This window comes from Streptomyces sp. HUAS 15-9, assembly GCF_025642155.1.
Lineage (GTDB): Bacteria > Actinomycetota > Actinomycetes > Streptomycetales > Streptomycetaceae > Streptomyces.
The window spans coordinates 5258563-5277667 of sequence record NZ_CP106798.1 but is presented as its reverse complement, the minus strand read 5'-3'; the positions used below and the strand labels follow the sequence as shown (position 1 = coordinate 5277667).

The following is a 19105-nucleotide window of genomic DNA, read 5'->3' as shown; positions in this document are numbered from 1 at the left end:
AAGGCCCGCGGCCGCTAGCTGAGCAGATCCGGCTCGCTACGGCTGATGTCCTGCCACAGCGGCTGGTAGTTGATCCAGGCCACCAGGTCGCCGCCGAGCTGCTCACGGGTCGCCACCGCCAGTTTGTGGTCGATGAGCAGAGGGCGGCCCGCCGCCTTCGCCATCAGCTGCACCTGGCAGGACTTCTCCATCGACATGAACCACCAGGCCGCCGCGTCCACCGAGTCGCCGACCGTCAGCAGCCCGTGGTTGCGCAGGACGAGGGCCTTGCGGGAGCCGAGCGCGGCCGCGATCCGGCGGCCCTCCTCGACGTCGACGGCGACGCCCGTGTAGGTGTCGTACAGCGCGTGGTCCTCGTAGAACGCGCAGCTCTCCTGGCTGAGGGGGTCGAGCAGGTCGCCGAGCGCGGACAGGGCGCGGCCGTGCACCGAGTGGCAGTGGGCGACGGCGACGACGTCCGGACGGGCGGCGTGCACCTGGGCGTGCACGGTGAACGCCGCCTGGTTGACGTGATAGCGGCCCTCGATCACCTGCCCGTCCTGGTTGGCGAGCACCAGGTCGCTGACGGTGACGTGCTTGAACGGCATCCCGAACGGATTGACCCAGAAGCAGTCGGAGAACTCCGGGTCGCGTGCGGTGATGTGCCCGGAGACCCCGTCCTCGAACCCGGACCGGCCGAAGAGCCGGAGCGCGCCCGCGAGCCGTTCCTTACGGTGCCGGCGTTCGTCGTCGAGCGAGTCGTACATCGGCGGCATCGCGAACTGCAGCTGGTCGGTGGGCAGCGGCAGGGGCGGGGTCGGCCCGTGCATTGGTCCTCCTGCACTGGGTTTTGCTTTACGTGCCGGAAGTTACCGTCGGTCAGCGCAGGAGAACAGAGCTGTTCTGTAAAGATGACGCCGCAACCGTTCCGGAGGCTCAGGGGTCTGTGATGCGGAACCCGAAGTTCAGCAGCAGTTTTCAGTCACCCGGAGCCCTCCATGAGCCAAGCCGAACGCCATCTCAACAGCCTCATGCGGCAGCTCGCGACCCAGCAGCACATCGAACTGGTCCATCCCTTCGCCGAGCTGAAGACCATGGGCGCGCTCGTGTACGTCGCCGAGTGCTTCGGCTTCCGCTACGCCGGCGTCCGCCTCGTGGGCCGCCACAAGGTGCTGCACATCCATCTCGTACGCGACACCGAGCCGTGGGCCCAGCAGCGCGCGGCGACGAACGCGGCCACGTTCACGCAGGTGGGAGCGGGCGGTCCGGTGCCGGGCATGTATCTCAACTCGCTCACCCCGGTCCCGGAGGCCCAGGCGGACGTCGACGTGATCTGCGCCCTCATCAAGTACGACGGTCTGGTCGAGGCCGGCAACCGGAAGCAGCTGCTGGCGATGGGCTGGGGCTCCGGGGCCCTGTTCCTGCTGATGGCGGTGATCACCGGCGTCTACGCCGTACTGCTGCCGCTCGCCGTGCTGATGCCGGCGCTCCTCTTCGGCGCGCTGCGCGTCAACACCGTCCGCCGCGCGAAGCTGGCCGGGCGGCTCACCGCGGCCGGGTGCGCACAGGTGCGGGACCAGGCCGGGCGGGAGCGGTATGTGCGGCCGGTGCCGTTCCCGGCATGACCTCGGACACCTCGGACACCCGACAAGACACCTCGGATACCCGACAGAGGATGTCGGGTATCACCGCCACACTCGCCGTATGACAGCGCATACGGCAGTGAACTGGGCGGCTTTCACCGAGGCGGAACCCGAACTCGCGAAGATCACGGAAGAGCGCTTCGGTGCCTTCACGCATCACGTCCTCGCCACGCTCCGCAAGGACGGCTCCCCGCGCACCACCGGCCTGGAGGTCCGCTTCCTGAACGGTGAGCTGTGGCTCGGCATGATGCCGGACTCGCTCAAGGCCCTCGACCTGCGCCGGGACCCGCGGTTCGCGCTTCAGGCGAACCCGGGCCCGGACACCGCGATGGGCGGCGGGGACATCCGGATCGCCGGCCGGGCGGTCGAGGTCGAGGACCCGGAGGTGAAGCGGGCGTACAGGGAAGAGGTGGAACCGCCGGAGCCGTTCCACCTCTTCCGCACCGAGTTGACGGGGGTCGTACGTACCTACGTCGAGGACGACACGTACCTCGTCGCCCAGGTCTGGAAGCCCGGAGAGCCGGTGCGCACTCTCAAGCGGACTTGACCGTCCAGGCCGGGAGGACTACTCCCACTCGATGGTGCCCGGCGGCTTCGAGGTCACGTCGAGGACGACGCGGTTGACGTCGCGGACCTCGTTGGTGATGCGGGTCGAGATACGCGCGAGGACCTCGTACGGCAGGCGCGACCAGTCGGCGGTCATCGCGTCCTCGGAGGAGACCGGGCGCAGCACGATCGGGTGGCCGTAGGTGCGCCCGTCGCCCTGGACGCCGACGCTGCGGACGTCCGCGAGCAGGACCACCGGGCACTGCCAGATGTCGCGGTCGAGGCCGGCCGCGGTCAGCTCCTCACGGGCGATGGCGTCGGCCTCGCGCAGCAGGTCCAGGCGCTCCTTGGTGACCTCGCCGACGATACGGATACCGAGGCCGGGGCCCGGGAAGGGCTGGCGCTGGACGATCTCCTCGGGCAGGCCGAGCTCCTGGCCGACCATCCGGACCTCGTCCTTGAAGAGCTTGCGGAGCGGCTCGATGAGCTTGAACTCCAGGTCCTCGGGGAGGCCGCCCACGTTGTGGTGGGACTTGATGTTGGCGGTGCCGGTGCCGCCACCGGACTCGACCACGTCGGGGTAGAGCGTGCCCTGGACGAGGAACTCGACGGCCGGGCCCTCGTCGGCGATGATCTCGGCCTGTGCCTGCTCGAAGACGCGGATGAACTCGCGGCCGATGATCTTCCGCTTCTCCTCGGGGTCCGAGACACCCTTCAGGGCGGTGAGGAACCGCTCCTCGGCGTCCACGACCTTCAGCTGCACGCCGGTCGCGGCCACGAAGTCCTTCTCGACCTGCTCGGTCTCGCCCTTGCGCATCAGGCCGTGGTCGACGTACACGCAGGTCAGCTGGGAGCCGATGGCCTTCTGGACCAGGGCGGCGGCGACGGCGGAGTCCACACCGCCGGACAGACCGCAGATGGCGCGCCTGTCGCCGACCTGCTCACGGATCAGGGCGACCTGCTCGTCGATCACATTGCCCGTGGTCCAGTTCGGGGTGAGGCCCGCGCCGCGGTAGAGGAAGTGCTCCAGGACCTGCTGGCCGTGCGTGGAGTGCATGACCTCGGGGTGGTACTGGACGCCGTACAGCTTCTTCTCGTCGTTCTCGAAGGCCGCGACCGGGACGACGTCCGTGGACGCCGTGACGGTGAAGCCCTCGGGGGCGGCGGAGCAGGCGTCGCCGTGGGACATCCACACGTGCTGCTCGGCAGGGGTGCCCTCGAAGAGGGTGGAGGACGTCCTGGAGACGTACATGTCCGTACGGCCGTACTCGCGGGCGCCGGAGTTGTCTACCGTGCCGCCGAGGGACTGCGCCATCAGCTGGAAGCCGTAGCACATGCCGAAGACGGGGACACCGGCCTCGAAGAGCGCGCGGTCGAGGCCGGGGGCGCCCTCCTCGTACACGGACGAGGGGCCGCCGGAGAGGATGATCGCCGCGGGCTTCTTGGCGAGCATCTCCGCGACCGGCATGGTGCTCGGCACGATCTCGCTGTAGACCCGCGCCTCGCGGACACGACGGGCGATGAGCTGGGCGTACTGCGCGCCGAAGTCGACGACCAGGACGGTGTCGGGGGTGGCGGCAGCGGGAGTCGCTGATGACACGGGGTGCCTTCCGGCGGTTTGGGCGGGGGTCTGTGCTGTCGATTCTAACGGGGTGGGTGTGGGGGGCGTCCCGTGCGCCGGGGGTCCGCCCCCGGACCCCCGACAGATCAGGAGTGCGGCGTGGCATACTGACCCCCATGCTCACTCAGACGACCTTCCTCTTTACCTATGGCAACCGGCCCGCCGGCTGCCATGGTCGTCCTGCTTGAGCGAAACGCCGAGCGACTTCCCAGGCGCCCCGGGCCGACAAGGCCCGGGGCGCCTGTCGTTTTCCGGGTCCTGCCGTTCCGGGGCACCGCGTCCGAACCGATGAGGAGCCCCCGACATGACCGTCACCCCCGCAGAGAAGACCGGCGCCCGGACCGCCGAGGCCGCCGATGTGATCACCGGTGCGCGTGAACGCATCGACACGCTCGACGACCGGATCATCGGGCTGATCCAGGAACGGATGGCGGTGTCCGCCGTGATCCAGGAGGCCCGGATCACCTCCGGCGGGCGCCGGGTGAACCTCTCCCGTGAGATGGAGATCCTCGACCACTACCGGGAGGCGCTGGGCAAGCCGGGGACGTCCCTCGCCATGACCCTGCTCGAACTGTGCCGTGGTCGTATCTGAGTTCGGGTCGGCACTCACCCGTACGGCGCGTGACCGGCCCGCGCACCGCTTCGTTGGTCCCGGTGTCCGTGCCAGCCAGGGGCGGGCCCGAAAGAACCACGCGTGGCTCGCTGGAGCGATGAGACGTGCGGATCGTGCCGTACGTCGTGGGACCTCGCTTCAGGAAGGTGACCGGACGGCAGGGGACAGCAGCCCGGTCATTCAAGAGAACGGTCGGCTCCGGGGACGCCCGGGGCCGACCGGCGGAAAAAGCAAAAATGCACAAGGGCTGGGTCAAACGGTTGCGGAGGCCGCGTCCATCCAGCACGATGCGTAGAAAGCCCCCCAAGTCCCCGGACACACAACCGCATTGCAATGCGCTGCCCGGCCGCCAGAGGTCGAGACCATCCGCGCGCCCCGAATGCGCCGGGGCGCCGACCGAGGCGCACAGGGCAGATAGGGCGACAGAGAGCAAGCGGCGCAACCCCCCGGCGCCGCTCCCCGGGCACCGACGCTGCCCTGACGTCGGTGCTGACGGAGAAGGGCCCCGCGGCTCAGTCCCGCGGGGCCCTTCGCATGCCCGCGTTCTCTCGCGCGGCCCACTTCCGTGTCATGTGACCCTCTTCGCTCTCACATGTGATCCAGGCCATATAAGAATCCTGTGAGTGATCGCGCAACCTTTCACCCGCCTCAGTGATCGAACCTGCTGAATCAAAGAAACCGGTAAGAGACGGTCACACAGCAGAAACCAAGGGTCACACCCGCGCCCCACACGCGGAGCCCGCCTCCACTCCGTGCCGCACACGGCGGCACGCCGGACTCCCGAGGTCTTCATGAAGCTTCGCCGTGCCATGGCTGCAGCGGCCGCGACGGCTGCCATCGCCCCGCTCGCCCTCCTGTCCGCGCCCGCCGCTTTCGCGGACGAGTCCACGTCGCCCACTCCCACCGAGACCGTGACGTCCGAGGCGCCCACCGAGATTCCGAGCGGCACCGCCTCCGCGTCCGCACCCGAGACCCAGACGCCTCCTGCCTCCACCGAGACCCCGGGCAGCAGCGCGTCCGCCTCGGTGACCCCGAGCGGCAGCGCGAGCGCGTCCACCGAGCCCGAGCCCTCCGAGACGGCCGAACCGAGCGAGGACCCGTCGGACCCCGACGTGCCGTTCTGCGAGGACCTCGACGAGAACTTCGGGAACGCCAAGGTGTCCGCCGACATCAAGGGCCTGCCGGGCAAGATCGTCGCGGGTGACGGCTTCCACGACTTCAAGCTCGTCGTCACCAACGACTCCAAGGCCGACGTCAAGGGCGTCGCCTTCTACGCCGAGGTCGAGAACTACGAGCTCGACGAGTCGAAGTACCTCAGCCCGTACGTCGACCTGGAGTTCAAGAACCCCGAGGACGGCTCCTGGGACCGCATCGGCAGCGACGACTGGGCCGGCGACTACTTCTTCTACGTGGAGAAGCTGAAGTCCGGCGCGAGCCAGTCGATCGACCTGCGCGTCAGCATCGACGCCAAGGCCCCCGCCGGTGACGCCTACTCCTTCGGCTCCGGCGCCTACCTCGACAACGTCAAGGGCCAGGACTGCATCGCCGAGGGCTGGGCCCAGTACGACTTCGAGGTCCTGAAGGCCGGCTCCTCGAACCCCGCCCCGGGCGACGCCACCCCGAGCGACAACGGCAGCAAGGACTCGCCGAAGAAGCCGCAGGGTGACGTCACCGACCTGCCGACCGGCAACCTCGCCGAGACCGGCTCCAGCTCCGCGCTGCCGGTGCTCGGCCTCGTCGGCGGTGTCGCCGTCGTCGCCGGTGCGGGCGCGGTGTTCGTGGTGCGCCGCCGGAAGACCGCGGCCGGCGCGTAACCGATCCGCCGGCGCGTAGCCGGTGGGGACGGACAAGACAAGAGAGGGACCTGCGCTCGGAGGGGGGCGCAGGTCCCTTTTTTCTCTGTGGGCTACTCCTTCGGCGGTACCGTCGGCATCCCCAGGAACGGCAGCCGCAGTGCGCCGAACGCGTCCGCCGGGACCACCGGGTTCGCCGGCTCCACCGGCTTCAGACGTTCGTACGCCACACCCTGCGCCGGACGCGGGTCCGCCTCGCCCTTGTTGGGCCAGTACGACATCGCCCGCTCGGCCTGTGCGGTGATCGTCAGCGACGGGTTGACGCCCAGGTTCGCCGACACCGCCGCGCCGTCGACCACCGATATTCCAGGGTGGCCGTACAGCCGGTGGTACGGGTCGATCACACCGGTCTCGGGTGAGGCGCCGATCGGACAGCCGCCGAGGAAGTGCGCGGTCAGCGGGGTGCCCATCAGCTCGCCGACGTTGCTGCCCGCGAAGCCGTTGATCTCCGTGGCCAGCGCGGAGGCCGCCTCCGAGGCCGCCCTGATCTGCTTCGGGTTGGGCGCGCCATGGCCCTGGCGGGCGGTGAGCAGGCCCTTGCCGACGCCGTTCGGCTTCAGATACGTCGTCAGGGAGTTGTCCAGCGACTGCATCACCAGGCCGATGATGGTCCGCTCCGACCAGCGGCGGTTGGACAGGGAGCGGGCGACCAGCAGCGGGTGGCGTGCCGCGTTCGCCAGCCAGCCCAGGACACGCGAGGAGCCCTCGGCGTACGGGACCTGGAGGATCGACATGCCGCCCATCGCGTTGGAGCCCTTGCCGTAGCGGACCGGCTCGATGTGCGTGTCCTCGTCCGGATGGATCGAGGAGGTGATCGCCACGCCCCGGGTGAAGTCGGCCTTCGTGCCGTGCAGCTTGCGGTAGCGCCGGTCGTCGGTCTGCGCGCCCACCAGCGCCTCGGAGTTGGTGCGGGTCAGATCGCCCAGCCGGCCGGAGAGGTGGGGCAGCTGTCCGTTCGCCTTCATGCGGTGCAGCAGCGTCTGGGTGCCGTAGGTGCCGGCCGCGATGACGACCCGTCGCGCGGTGAAGGTGCGCCCCTTGCCCTTCTTCTTCTCGTCCGTCGGCAGGGTCGTGACCGCGTATCCGCCCCGGGAGTCGTCGGTGACGGACACGACCGTCGTCATGGGGTGGACCGCCGCGCCCGCCTTCTCGGCGAGGTGCAGGTAGTTCTCGTTGAGGGTGTTCTTCGCGCCGTGCCGGCAGCCGGTCATGCACTCGCCGCACTCGGTGCAGGCCTTGCGGGACGGGCCCACCCCGCCGAAGTACGGGTCGGCGACCTCCTGACCCGGCCGCGTCCGCGACTTTCCGTCGGCGTCGTCGCCGTCCCCGAAGAACACCCCGACCGGCGCCATGTGGAAGGTGTCGCCGACCCCCATCCGCTGCGCCGCCGCCTTCAGGTGCACGTCGGAGGGGGTCATGGTCGGGTTGATCCGTACGCCGAGCATGCGCCGCGCCTGGTCGTAGTACGGCTTCAGCTCCTCCTGCCAGTCGGTGATGTCCCGCCACTGCGGGTCGTCGAAGAAGGCCTTCGGCGGTACGTAGAGGGTGTTGGCGTAGTTGAGCGAGCCGCCGCCCACTCCGGCGCCCGCCAGCACCATCACATTGCCCAGCAGATGGATGCGCTGGATGCCGTACATGCCGAGCCTGGGGGCCCAGAGGTAGTTCTTCAGGTCCCACGAGTTCTTCGGGAGGGTGTCGCGGGTGAAGCGGCGGCCGGCCTCCAGGACGCCGACGCGGTAGCCCTTCTCGGTCAGGCGAAGGGCGGTCACGGACCCGCCGAACCCCGATCCCACGACGATGACGTCATAGTCGTACCCGTCCTCGTCCCGGGTCTGGACAGACTTCTCCTGCGACACGTGCTGCTCTCCTCGTCGAGAACGGGTTCTGTGAGATCGGGGTTCTGTGGGAACGGGGTTCTGTGGGAACGGGGTTCTGTCTAGCGGAAGCGGAACGCCTTCATCAGCCGGAGGCTCCGGCTCATGAACCGCGCGTACTTCTCGTCGTCCATGCCCAGCGACGGAGCCATCGGCAGCAGCCGCTGCTGGGCGACGGTCTGGGCCTCGGTGTACTTGAGGATGCCCTCGGAGCCGTGTCGGCGGCCGAGGCCGGAGTCCTTCATGCCGCCCATCGGCGACTGGACGCTGCCGTAGGCCGGGGCATAGCCCTCGTTGACGTTCACGGTGCCGGTCCGCAGCCGGGAGGCGACCTCGCGGCCGCGCCGGCCGTCCTTCGTCCAGACCGAGGAATTGAGGCCGTACGGCGTCGAGTTGGCCGCCTCGACCGCCTCGTCGTCGGTCTTGAAGCGGTAGATGGAGACGACCGGGCCGAAGGTCTCCTCAGCGCACACGGCCATCGGGGTCTCGACGCCGTCGAGGATGGTCGGCTCGAAGAAGTACGGGCCGATGTCGGGGCGGGCGACGCCGCCGGCGACCAGCCTGGCGCCCTTGGCGACGGCCTCCTCGACATGCCGCTTGACGGTCTCCAGCTGCCGCTCGCCGACCAGCGAGCCCATGTCGGCGCCGTAGGCCAGCGACCTGCCGAGCCGCATGGCCTTCGTACGGGCGGCGAAGCGCTCCAGGAAGGCGTCGGCGATCGACTCGTGGACGTAGAGCCGCTCGATGGAGATGCAGAGCTGGCCGGCGGAGGCGAAGCAGGCGCGGACCGCTCCGGCGGCCGCCTTCTCGATGTCGGCGTCCTCCAGGACCAGCATGGCGTTCTTGCCGCCGAGTTCGAGGGAGACCCCGACCAGGCGGGCGGCGGCACTCTGAGCGACCTCGCGCCCGGTGCGGGTGGAGCCGGTGAAGGAGACGTAGTCGGCGTGCTTGACCACCTCCGGGCCGACGACCGGGCCCTCGCCGAGCACGACCTGGAAGACATCGGCGGGCAGGCCGGCCTCGATCAGCAGATCCCGGGCCCACAGGGCCGTCAGGCAGGTCTCGGTGTCGGGCTTCATGACGACGGCGTTGCCCGCGACGAAGGCGGGCAGGGCATCGCCGACGGAGAGTTCGAGGGGGTAGTTCCAGGGGGCGATCTGGCCGACGACACCGCGCGGGTGGCGCAGCTCGGTCACCTTCGTCAGGGTCGGCATGGCACCGGTGTGCCGCTTCGGCCCCAGGTAGGCGGGCGCCTTGCGGCCGTAGTGCCGGGAGGCGAGGGCGACGGCCTGGACCTCCTCGTGGGCGTGGAGGCGGGCCTTGCCGGTCTCCAGCTGGATGAGGTCGAGCACCTCCGCCTGCCGCTCGAGGATCAGGTCGTGAAAGCGCAGCAGGACGGCCGCGCGCTCGCGTACCGGCCGCTGGGCCCAGACGGTCTGGGCGGCGCGGGCGGCCTCGAAGGCCTTGGCCACGTCCTCAGGGGTGGACTCGGGCAGATCGGCCAGCTTCTCGCCGGTGAAGGGCGTGTGGTTGGCGGTACGGCCGGAGCCGACCACGCCCTTGGTGAGCTGGGCGACCAGCTCCGGGGTGACCACGTCGGCGGCGGTACGGGCGCCCGCGGGGGCGGGGGCGAGGGGATTCGTGCCAGTGATTTCCGTGGCCTGTTCCGGGGCCTGCGAGTCCGTCATGACGCGCAGGGTATGCCGGAGTGGAAACTTTGGGTACCCGCCGGTAACGGGGATTCACGGACTGCTCACATGCCGCCAGTGACCACTGGCAGCAAATGCGCTGATCAGGGGTTGTGCGGCGACGGTCGTCCGGTGATTCAGTCCGTCCCCGGTTTTTTGGGAAGGAGCAGGCCGAGGGCGGTGAGGAGGGGGCGCCGGGGCGGGGGTGTCATTCCGGGCGCGGGTACGGGGGCCGGTATGCGCAGGGACTCCGGCTTGGGCTCCGGCTCCGGCTCGGGTACGACCCCGGGTGCCGGCGTCGGCGAGGGCGCCCCGGCGATGACCTCCAGTACCGCCGCCACCTCCTCCGCTCCCGGCCGCTCCTCCGGTGCCTGAGCCCGGAGCCGCGCGAGCAGTGCCGAGAGCGATCCGGCGCGCTCGTGCTCGTGGTCCACCGCGGCGTGGAGCAGTGCGCCGAGGGACCAGAGGTCGGAGGCGGGCCCGGCGCCACGCCCCGACAACTGCTCCGGGGCGACGAAGCCGAGGGAGTCGCCGGGGATGGGGCCGTGGCCGATGCCGAAGTCGGTGAGGACCACGCGGTCGGTGCCGGATTCGAGGAGGACGTTCTCCGGCTTGACGTCACGGTGCACGATGCCGACGGCGTGCGCGGCACGCAGGGCGCCGAGCACGGCGAGCCCGACGCGGGCGGCCTCGGCGGGGTCGAGGGGCCCGCGTTCGAGGGCCGTGCGGAGCGACTCCCCCTGGACCAACTCCATGACGATCCAGGGAAGTCCGTCCTCGACCACGACCTCGTGGATGGCGAGGGCTGCGGGGTGGTCGACGCGGGAGGCGGCCCGCGCCTCGTGGTGCAGCCGGTGGACGCCCCGCCGGTGGTCCTCGTCCTCCGGGTCACCGGTGAGCCGGAACTCCTTGACGGCGACGTCCCGTTCCCCCGCCTCGTCGCGCGCCCGCCACACGGTGCCCGTCGTGCCGGAGCCGATGCGCTCGATCAGCCGGTAGCGTCCGCCGAGCAGAAACCCGTCGGATTCGCGTCCGTCGGGCGCATGTTCGCCGTCTTCGCTCATGCCTCATGAGTACCGTGCGTACCGCGCTCTTGTCGAAGCGGGCGGTCAGACGGCCGCGTGGGGACCACCAACTCCCGCTCGCCCACAGCCCGTTCGAGCACTGTCGAGGCCCCGCCGCGGTCAGAGCCGGTCGACCCCCAGGTTCGCGATCGCCGTCTTCGCCACCTCCCGGCCCCGGGCGGTGAAGTCGCCCCTGCCCGGGTAGCTGATGGTGAGCTCGTACATGTCCCCGGCCTTGGTCCGGTAGTAGAAGATCTGCAGTTCACGCGGGCGCGGGTTCTGGCTGTCGTCGGTCGTGTAGACGACGGTGTTCATCGCCGCCTGCCTGCCGTGGTACTTGGCGTCACCGTCGACGTGCGTCTTCGGCCCCTTGGGCATGCCAACGGTGTACATGCCGTCACTCTTGAACTTCTCGTTGTCGGCGTACATCTGGGCCGGCGCGGAATTCTTGATCTCGTGGAGGGTGTCGTCGGACTTCCTGGACAGATGCAGTTCGATCCAGATCGCGCCGCTCTCGTCGGTGTAGGTGACCCAGTCCTTCTCGGAGTCGTTCTTGGCCGGGTGACCCGCCTTGTACGTGTCGGGGAACGCCACCGTCACGCCCAGCCGGGGACTCGCGGCCTTCTTCCAGCCGTCGGGGAGCGGCCCCGCGAAGGGATCCGCGAGCACCAGGTACCCGGCCACCGCCGCCGCGACGACCAGCGCGCCGACGCCGAGCCACGCCTTGCGGCCGAGCCGGCGGGAAGGCGCGACGGGCCCGGTGACCTGCACGACCCGGGTGGGCTCCGGGGCGGACGGGTTCGCGGCCGTCTCCAGCAGGGCGCGGATCCGGGCCGCGTCCGGGCGGTGTGCCGGGTCCTTCTGGAGGAGCCCGTTGATGGCCTCGGCCAGCGGGCCCCGCGCGGAGGCGGGCGGCGCGGGCGTGGCGTTGAGGACGGACTGGAGGGTGGCGGGGGTGTTGCTGCGCCGGAAGGGCGAGACACCTTCCGTTGCCGCGTACAGGACCACGCCCAGTGACCACAGGTCGCTCGCCGGGCCGGGCCGCTGCCCCAGCACCCGCTCCGGCGCGATGTACTCGGGCGAGCCCACGAAGCCGCCCGTGTCCGTCAGGTTCGTCTCGCCCTCGATCTGCGCGATGCCGAAGTCGGTGAGGACGACCCGGTCGTGCCGGCCGAGCAGTACGTTGTCCGGCTTGACGTCGCGGTGCAGCACGCCCGCCGCGTGCGCCGCCTCCAGCGCGCCGAGCACCTGCAGACCGATCCGGGCCGCCTCGCGCGCGTCGAGGGTGCCCTCCTGGAGGGCGTCGCCGAGCGACCGCCCGTGGACCAGTTCCATGACGATCCACGGCTTGCCGTCCACGATCGCCACGTCATGGACATTCACCACCGCCGGATGGTCCAGCCGGGCCGCCGCACGTGCCTCGCGGCGCATTCGCTCATAGGCGTTGGCACGTTCACGCTCGGGAAGATGGTCCGGTACGCGCGGCTCCTTCACCGCGACCTCGCGGTCCACCGTCTCGTCCTTGGCCCGCCACACCGTGCCCATTCCGCCATGGCCCAGCTTGGCGAGCAGCCGGTACCGACCGGCGATCAGCCGCTCCGCGTACGGATTGCCCGGGTGGGGCAGGTGCGCGGGCGGGTTCGGCGGTTGCAGACCGAAACTCGTCGGCTCATCGGCCTCTTGGCGGGCTCCCCCGTTGCCTCTCATGGCTCCATCCATATCGCGCCACGCGCCGGCGCTTCCACAGCTGACGCAAACCGGTCACAGACCCGTGACCCAGGCTGCCGGGAATATCCCGTTCCCGGCCGTTTCAGGACCGTACGAACGTGTCCACCGCGACGTCGAAGTACTCCCGCGCCTCCCGCACCTTGCCGACCGGCGCCGACACCCACACGTCGTACAACTGCCCGGCCTCCTCCCAGCACAGGTCGTAGGTGTGCCGGGGCCCCTCCGCCGCGCTGAAGCCGTTCCAGCTGAACTCCCAGAGTGCGGCGGGGTGTCCGTTGTGCGTGGTCCGGGTGACCCGGCCGTCGTGGTAGCCGGGGTTCGTGCTCGGGCCCTCGGCGGCCGCCCGGTGCATCACGGCCGACGGGCCGCCCGTTTCGGGGTCGGACACCTTGATGCCGAGGCGGAAGGTCTCCCCCGGCGACATGTAGAAGATGCGCTCGCCCTGCGGCTTGCGCGTGAACCCCTCGGGTACGGCGACGGAGAACCCGCCCGGGTCCTCGGCGATGCGGTAACCCGAGGGCGCCGTACGGGTGTCGGCCGCGCTGGGGGACAGGGACGCGCTGCCGGACGGGGAGCCGGTCACGGTGACCGTGGGGGTGACCGCGGAAGGCGTCGGGGCGGTCGCGGACGTGTGCGACGCCGAACTCGTCGGCACACCGCCGCCGTCCCCGCCGCCCCCCTTCATCAGCAGGGCCGCCGCGGACACGCCCGCCCCCGCCATCGCGGCGACGAGCAGCGCCGCCAGCAGCACGCCCCGCGTGGACTGCCTGGCCTGCGGATCCGCCCCGGGCGGCGTCGGCTCCGGGCGGGGCACATCGCGCTGGGTCGGCGTGTAGGGGACCTGCGGTCTCGGTGTGCGGCCCGAGCCGAGCCTGGGCGTACGGCTCTTGCCGGACGTGCTCGCGGGCGTACGCCCCGTCTCCAGGAACGCCCGCAGCATCCGCTCCGCCTCCGCCGCGTCCAGCCGCCGGTCCGGATCGCGCTCCAGCAGCCCCTGTACGACGGGCAGCAGCGGCTCGGCCTGCGCGGGCGGGCGGATCTCGGCGGCGACGACGGCGTGCAGGATGCCGCCGAGCGAGTCGCGCCGGAACGGCGATTCGCCGCTCAGCACCGTGCACAGCAGCGCGCCGAGCGACCACAGGTCGGACTCCGGCCCGGTCCTCACCCCGGACATCCGCTCGGGCGCGGTGTACTCGGGCGAGCCCACGAAGGAACCGGTCTCGGTGAGGGTGGTGGCGCCCGCGACCTGGGCGATACCGAAGTCGGTGAGGACGACCCGGTCGGTGCCGGACTCGACCAGGACGTTCGCGGGCTTGATGTCCCGGTGCAGTACCCCGGCCTCGTGCGCGGTGCGCAGCGCGCTCAGCAGGTCGATGCCGATCCGGGCGGCCTCGGCGGCGTCGACCGGTCCGTGCGCCGAGATGCGGTCGGCGAGCGATCCGCCGTCGATCAGCTCCATGACGATGTACGGCCGCTCGTCGTCCTCGACGACGTCGTGCACCACGATGATGTGCGAGTGGCGCAACTGGGCCACCGCGCGGGCCTCGCGGAGGGTGCGGTCACGGTCCCGTCGGGCGTCGTCCTCCGAGAGGGAGTCGTCCTGGGCGAGCTCCTTGACCGCCACCTGCCGGCCCAGCAGCTGGTCGGTCGCCCGCCATACGACACCCATCCCGCCGCGCCCGATGCGGGCCTCCAGACGGTAACGGCCCGCAATCACACGGAAGTCGTCCCCCTCGGTCCCCATGGGCCCCATCATGCCGCACCGGACGGCTCCGCTCCGGGTCGCCGTCCGGCCAAGCCGGTCAGGACGCGTCGGGCTGCCAGCTCTGCAGCACCCACTTGAACTGCTTGCTCGCCGTGTCCCAGTCCTCCGCGGGGGAGGACATGTAGATCGCGTACTCCACTCCCTCGCGGGAGATGTACGACTCGTCGATCGCGCGGCGCGGCCCGGCCACGTGCGGCGGGTCCTTCTTCAGCGCGTCCCAGGTGTACTCCCACAGCGAGGCCTTGCGGTCGCGGTAGGTGGTCTCCTCCAGGGTCACCCGCTTGTAGCCGACCAGCCGCTGGAGCTGCTGTTCCAGGTCCTGCTGGTGTCGGTACGGGTCGGCGAAGTCCGGTGAGGTGTCGATGGCGATGCGGAGGAAGTGCAGGCCGTTGTCGGGCGTGTAGTCGACCTGTCTGAGGTCGCCCTTGACCTCGTACACCGTGCGCTTCCAGTTCTTCGGCAGGGAGAGCTCGAAGCCCCACGGGTCCTTGCGCGTCGTCCAGATGGCGCCGTCGGGGCCCGGGGTGCCGGTGGCCGTGTCCGCCGGCGCCGGCGTGGTCTCGGACGCGTGGGTACCCGTGTCCCGCTCCGAGCCGAACTGCTGGTACGCCACGGCGGCCCCGGCGCCGAGCACGGCGGCGAAGGCGACGACGAGGGCGAGCGTACGGAGGCGGCGCCGGGGGCGGGCGGGGGCCGCCGCCGGGACGGGCGTGGCAGCCGAGTCGATCGCCGTCGGCCCGGTAGGCCCGAAGCCGGGAGTGGCCGTGCCCGGCCCGTACTGGGGTGACGTCCCTGATCCGTGCGGCGATCCCGCACCGGACCCGTACGGCGACCCGGCTCCCGATCCGTACGGCGATCCGACTCCGGACCCGTACGGCGACCCCGTGCCGGATCCGTGCTGCGGCCCCGCGCCGGACCCGTACTCACCCCATGAGCCGGAACGTGAACCGTCGTGCTGCGTCGGCACGTACACCTGCGCCGAGTTCGGCCGCCGGCCCTCCGCCGCCTCGGCGAGCATCTGCTCCGTCTCCTCCGCACCCGGCCGCTCGGCCGGATCCTTGCGGAGCAGGGCGGTGATGACGGGCCCGAGCGGGCCGCCGTACTGGAGGTCGGCCGCCTCCTCCTCGACGACCGCCTGCATCGTGCTCAGCGGCGAGGTGCGGCGGAACGGCGAGCGGCCCTCCACCGCCGTGTACAGCGTGGCGCCCAGCGCCCACAGGTCGGAGGACGGGCCCGGGTCGTGGCCGCGTACCCGCTCCGGGGCGAGGTAGTCGACCGAGCCGACGACCTCTCCCGTACGGGTGATGGTGGTGTCGCCCTCGATCTGGGCGATGCCGAAGTCGGTGAGCAGGACCCGGCCGTCCTGGCCGAGCAGCACATTGCCGGGCTTGACGTCGCGGTGCAGAACGCCGGCGGAGTGCGCGGCGCGCAGCGCCCGCAGCACCCACAGTCCGATGCGCGCGGCCTCGCGCGGCTCCAGCCGCCCCTGCTCCTTGACCGCGTCGGCCAGCGAGTTGCCCTCGACCAGCTCCATCACGATCCACGGGCGGCCGTCGTGTTCGAGAACGTCGTGCACGGTGACGACGGCGGAGTGGTTGATGCGCGCGGCCGCGCGGGCCTCGGCCCGGGTGCGGGCGAGCAGGACGGCCTGGTCACTCTCCGAGACGTAGAGTGCGGCGGTCAACTCCTTGATGGCGACCGCCCTGTGCAGCACCTCGTCGTGGGCGCGCCACACCCGGCCCATGCCGCCGCTGCCGATGGATTCGGCAAGCCGGTAGCGGCCCGCGATGAGCAGGCCCTGCATCTGATTCACGTTGCCCCGCAATGCTCTTGACAGGGTCAGACTAAGGACCGGCCTGCCCGCATGGAACAAGCGGGGTCCCAAGGAAACCGCACTGTGACGGTTTTCGCTTCTGGTGAAATGAGGGAACCAAAGCGCAGAACGGTTCAGCCGGTGTACTTGTACGTCGCCGAAGCCTGCTCGTACAGCCGCGTCACCTCGTCCCGTTGCGCCTCCGGACCGCGGACCTGCACCACGTGGTAGCGGCCGCCGACGAGAATGGCGATGTTGCGGACGAACAGGTCGCGCCCCTGGTCGTCGGTCCAGGTGAACTGCCCCTCCGCCATGGTCCGGTCGCCCACCTGGATGGTCCTGAGGCCGGTGGCCGTGGCCCAGCTGGAGTCGCGGTAGGGCTGGAGCTCGTTCTCCTTCTCCCGCTGGTAGGTCATCGGATCACTGCCGTACTTGGCAGCCCGGTCCCGCCCCGGTACGACGATGAGCTCGAAGTCCCCGTGCGCGTACACCACCTGTCCCAGCCCGTTCTTGGGCGTGCGGTCCCAGCCCTTGGCCACGGCGACCTGGAAGCCCTCGGGGTCCTTGCGCAGGGTGAAGCCGTCGGCGACGTCCGGGTCGGTGGTGGTCTGGGTCTCGGTGGAGGGGGCCGACTCGGAGGCCGACGGGCCGCTCGGCGTCCCCGCGCTCTGCCCGTTCGTCGGCTTGTCGCTGGGCGCGGGCGCCTGGCTCGCCTGACCGGCGGATCCCGTGCGGTCACCGCTCGCCGCGTCGCTGCTGTCGGCCTTCGGCATGAAGAGCATGGCGTAGGCGACCGCACCGGCCAGCAGGAGCAGGATCAGCAGGAGGAGGGTGCGGCCGAGTCGGCGCGGGGACCCGGACTCCTGCTTGGCCCGCTTGTGCCGCCCGTGCGGGCTGGTCGCGGGCAGCCCGGCGCGCCGCCTGCGCACCAGCTCGCCGCGCCGCCGCACGATCGGCAGCCGGCTCGGATCGACGGGCGGGGCGGCGACGACGTGCGCGCCGGCCTCGGGCTCGGGCGCGGACCGCACCAGGGACCGCAGCCAGCCGCGCAGTTCCTCGAAGTCCAGGCGCTCGGTGGGGTCCTGGCGCAGCAGCGACTCGACGACCGGCCTGAGCGGCCCGCACTCCTCCGCGAAGGCGGGCGGTTCCGCGCACACGAGTTGCACCAGCTCGGCCGTCGACTCCTCCGGATACGGAGCGTGCCCCTGTACGGCCCGGAAGAGCAGCGCCCCGAGCGCCCACAGGTCGGTCGCGGGCCCGATGGGCGCCGCCAGCTGCCAGTTCTCGTGCACCGGACCGGCCTGCTCCGGCGCCCATCGCTCGGTGACCGGCCCCACGACGGTCATCCGCACCTGCCGGGCCCGCTCGGCCGCGAGCGCGGTGGCCGGTCCACGCCGGGGCGGAGCCGCGGCCGCCGGTTCGTCCCAGCGGGCAGGTGGGCGCGGTGTGTCGGTGGTGGCGGGGGCCGGGAGGGGCGGTCCGTCCGGGTCGGCGGCGGGCGCCGGGACACCGCCGCCTGTGCCGAGGCGGGAACCGGGGACACGGCCCCGCTGCGGCGGAAGTACGGGCGCGGGAATCAGCCCGTCGGCGTCCAGGGCGGGGGCAGGGCCCGAGCCCTGACCGGCCCCGGGGGCAGGGGGGCTTCCCAGGGGGCTTCCCGGCTCGGATTCGGCCGGAGGAAGGGCCGATGGCCGATGTCCGCCCTCCACCGCCGGGGTTGCGTCGCCGGGGGTGGTGCGGGGAACTGCGCCGTGCCAGGGGGCGGCGTGGACGCCGTAGGGGTCGGCGATCTGGCCGGGAGGCATCGTGTGGGTGCGGTGGTTCTGCTCCTCGCCCTGCCCGGCGGTGTACGGCGGCTGGGCCGCCCCATTGGCCTGGGAGGCTGTGCCGGTGTCGCCCTCGGCGGGCTGACGGGCCCCGGGCAGCGCGGCCCGCCCGTTCTGGGCCTCCTGCACCCGGGCGGCAGCCCGCGCGCCCGCGCGGTACGCGGCGATCGCCCCGGCCCGCGCCGCGCGGATGTCCCCGCCGCTCTCCAACGCCCGGCGTGCGGGCTCTCCGAAAGCTCCGCCCGCGCCGGGACCGTCCGCCCCGGTCTCGGGCAGCCCTCCGGCCGCCCGCGCCTGGATCGCGGCACGCCGAGCCGCCTCGGGATCGACCTCACCGGGGCCGGGGGCACCGGCAAAAGCACCCGGACCACCGGCGCCACGCCCGCCACCTCCGGCGGGTCCGGCCGCCGCGCCGCCCGTCGGCTCCGCCTGCCCTGCCGGAAAACCCTCCTGGACCGGCACCGGGTCGTACCCGCACAGTGCCTCCTCCGCCGCGCCGACCGCGAGGCCGGTCAGCATCACGCGGCCGTCGTCGCAGACGAGGACCGTGCGGGCGGTGATGTTGCGGTGCACCCAGCCATGGGCGTGCAGCACCCGCAGCGCCATCAGGACGTCGGAGGCGACCTCGGCCGCCCGGTACGGCGTCAGCGGCTTCTCGGCCAGCAGCGCGGCCAGCGGGCGCGCGGACACCAACTCGCTCACTATCCACAGCGAACCGCCCTCGGCGAACACGTCGAAGACCTGGTCGAGCCGCGGATGGTCGGGGATGCCGGCCGCGGCCTGCGCGGCCTCCAGGGCGCGCCGCACGGCCGGGTCGGTGGGCCGCGCGTGGCCGCCCGCGCGGTCGGCGGGCGCCGTGACGCACGGTCACGCGCGGTGAAACCGTCGGGCAGCCCGTCCGCGTCGAGCACCTCCGCCTCGACGACCTCCGGCAACGGCACCTGCCGTACCAGGACTTCCTGCCCGCTGTAGGTGTCGAAGGCCCGGGTCTCGGTGAGTTCGTACTCGTCGGAGGGCGGCAGCGGCAGGCGGTAGCGGTCGGCGAGCACCCGACCCGCATAGTCGTCCACGTTGCCTCCCCCGGCCGCCCGG

Annotated in this window: 12 protein-coding genes and 1 pseudogene; 4 read left to right on the top strand and 9 right to left on the bottom strand. The window is 71.5% G+C overall.

The window, feature by feature from the left end:
* Nucleotides 1-14 precede the first annotated feature (14 nt).
* A complete protein-coding gene (locus N8I87_RS24450) occupies nucleotides 15-809 on the bottom strand; it encodes a class II aldolase/adducin family protein (RefSeq protein ID WP_263211752.1) in 795 nt (264 codons plus the stop codon).
* Between the two features lie 168 nt (nucleotides 810-977).
* Here N8I87_RS24450 and N8I87_RS24445 point away from each other — a divergent pair, with 168 nt between their 5' ends.
* Nucleotides 978-1604, top strand: a complete 627-nt coding sequence (locus tag N8I87_RS24445; protein ID WP_263211750.1) for a hypothetical protein — start codon at nucleotides 978-980, stop codon at nucleotides 1602-1604.
* Nucleotides 1605-1683: 79 nt separating this feature from the next.
* Nucleotides 1684-2169, top strand: coding sequence for a pyridoxamine 5'-phosphate oxidase family protein (locus N8I87_RS24440; RefSeq protein ID WP_263211748.1), 486 nt, complete (start codon nucleotides 1684-1686; stop codon nucleotides 2167-2169).
* 18 nt (nucleotides 2170-2187) lie between these two features.
* Here the strand turns inward: N8I87_RS24440 and guaA are convergent, their stop codons facing one another.
* Nucleotides 2188-3768 carry a glutamine-hydrolyzing GMP synthase gene (guaA, locus tag N8I87_RS24435; RefSeq protein ID WP_263211746.1) on the bottom strand — a complete coding sequence of 527 codons (1581 nt, stop codon included), beginning with the start codon at nucleotides 3766-3768 and terminating at the stop codon, nucleotides 2188-2190.
* A 325-nt stretch (nucleotides 3769-4093) separates the two neighbouring features.
* On the opposite strand from guaA, the gene N8I87_RS24430 reads away from it, so the two are divergent.
* Nucleotides 4094-4381, top strand: a complete 288-nt coding sequence (locus N8I87_RS24430) for a chorismate mutase (RefSeq protein WP_263211744.1) — start codon at nucleotides 4094-4096, stop codon at nucleotides 4379-4381.
* Between the two features lie 830 nt (nucleotides 4382-5211).
* A complete protein-coding gene (locus N8I87_RS24425) occupies nucleotides 5212-6216 on the top strand; it encodes an LAETG motif-containing sortase-dependent surface protein (protein ID WP_263211743.1) in 1005 nt (334 codons plus the stop codon).
* A 92-nt stretch (nucleotides 6217-6308) separates the two neighbouring features.
* Here the strand turns inward: N8I87_RS24425 and N8I87_RS24420 are convergent, their stop codons facing one another.
* The 7 genes and pseudogenes from N8I87_RS24420 to N8I87_RS24390 form a co-directional block, all read right to left on the bottom strand.
* Nucleotides 6309-8111, bottom strand: a complete 1803-nt coding sequence (locus N8I87_RS24420) for a GMC family oxidoreductase N-terminal domain-containing protein (RefSeq protein WP_263211741.1) — start codon at nucleotides 8109-8111, stop codon at nucleotides 6309-6311.
* Nucleotides 8112-8191: 80 nt separating this feature from the next.
* Complete coding sequence (locus tag N8I87_RS24415) at nucleotides 8192-9817, bottom strand: succinic semialdehyde dehydrogenase (RefSeq protein WP_263211739.1); 1626 nt, start codon at nucleotides 9815-9817, stop codon at nucleotides 8192-8194.
* A 137-nt stretch (nucleotides 9818-9954) separates the two neighbouring features.
* The gene (locus N8I87_RS24410; protein WP_263211737.1) at nucleotides 9955-10881 is read right to left on the bottom strand and encodes a serine/threonine-protein kinase; all 927 of its coding nucleotides are present in this window, start codon (nucleotides 10879-10881) and stop codon (nucleotides 9955-9957) included.
* Nucleotides 10882-11001: 120 nt separating this feature from the next.
* On the bottom strand, nucleotides 11002-12588 hold the full coding sequence (locus tag N8I87_RS24405; protein ID WP_263211735.1) for a serine/threonine-protein kinase: 1587 nt from the start codon (nucleotides 12586-12588) through the stop codon (nucleotides 11002-11004).
* Between the two features lie 103 nt (nucleotides 12589-12691).
* The gene (locus tag N8I87_RS24400) at nucleotides 12692-14353 is read right to left on the bottom strand and encodes a serine/threonine-protein kinase (RefSeq protein ID WP_263211733.1); all 1662 of its coding nucleotides are present in this window, start codon (nucleotides 14351-14353) and stop codon (nucleotides 12692-12694) included.
* Between the two features lie 58 nt (nucleotides 14354-14411).
* Nucleotides 14412-16178, bottom strand: coding sequence for a protein kinase domain-containing protein (locus N8I87_RS24395; protein WP_263211731.1), 1767 nt, complete (start codon nucleotides 16176-16178; stop codon nucleotides 14412-14414).
* 143 nt (nucleotides 16179-16321) lie between these two features.
* Nucleotides 16322-19083: pseudogene (locus N8I87_RS24390) on the bottom strand (serine/threonine kinase C-terminal domain-containing protein).
* Nucleotides 19084-19105: the final 22 nt, after the last annotated feature.

What these genes read in the sequence shown, in the direction of transcription:
- N8I87_RS24450 (WP_263211752.1), bottom strand. Translation starts at nt 809, where the DNA reads ATGCACGGGCCGACCCCGCCCCTGCCGCTGCCCACCGACCAGCTGCAG.
- N8I87_RS24445 (WP_263211750.1), top strand. Translation starts at nt 978, where the DNA reads ATGAGCCAAGCCGAACGCCATCTCAACAGCCTCATGCGGCAGCTCGCG.
- N8I87_RS24440 (WP_263211748.1), top strand. Translation starts at nt 1,684, where the DNA reads ATGACAGCGCATACGGCAGTGAACTGGGCGGCTTTCACCGAGGCGGAA.
- N8I87_RS24430 (WP_263211744.1), top strand. Translation starts at nt 4,094, where the DNA reads ATGACCGTCACCCCCGCAGAGAAGACCGGCGCCCGGACCGCCGAGGCC.
- N8I87_RS24425 (WP_263211743.1), top strand. Translation starts at nt 5,212, where the DNA reads ATGGCTGCAGCGGCCGCGACGGCTGCCATCGCCCCGCTCGCCCTCCTG.
- N8I87_RS24415 (WP_263211739.1), bottom strand. Translation starts at nt 9,817, where the DNA reads ATGACGGACTCGCAGGCCCCGGAACAGGCCACGGAAATCACTGGCACG.
- N8I87_RS24410 (WP_263211737.1), bottom strand. Translation starts at nt 10,881, where the DNA reads ATGAGCGAAGACGGCGAACATGCGCCCGACGGACGCGAATCCGACGGG.
- N8I87_RS24405 (WP_263211735.1), bottom strand. Translation starts at nt 12,588, where the DNA reads ATGAGAGGCAACGGGGGAGCCCGCCAAGAGGCCGATGAGCCGACGAGT.
- N8I87_RS24400 (WP_263211733.1), bottom strand. Translation starts at nt 14,353, where the DNA reads ATGGGGACCGAGGGGGACGACTTCCGTGTGATTGCGGGCCGTTACCGT.
- N8I87_RS24395 (WP_263211731.1), bottom strand. Translation starts at nt 16,178, where the DNA reads ATGCAGGGCCTGCTCATCGCGGGCCGCTACCGGCTTGCCGAATCCATC.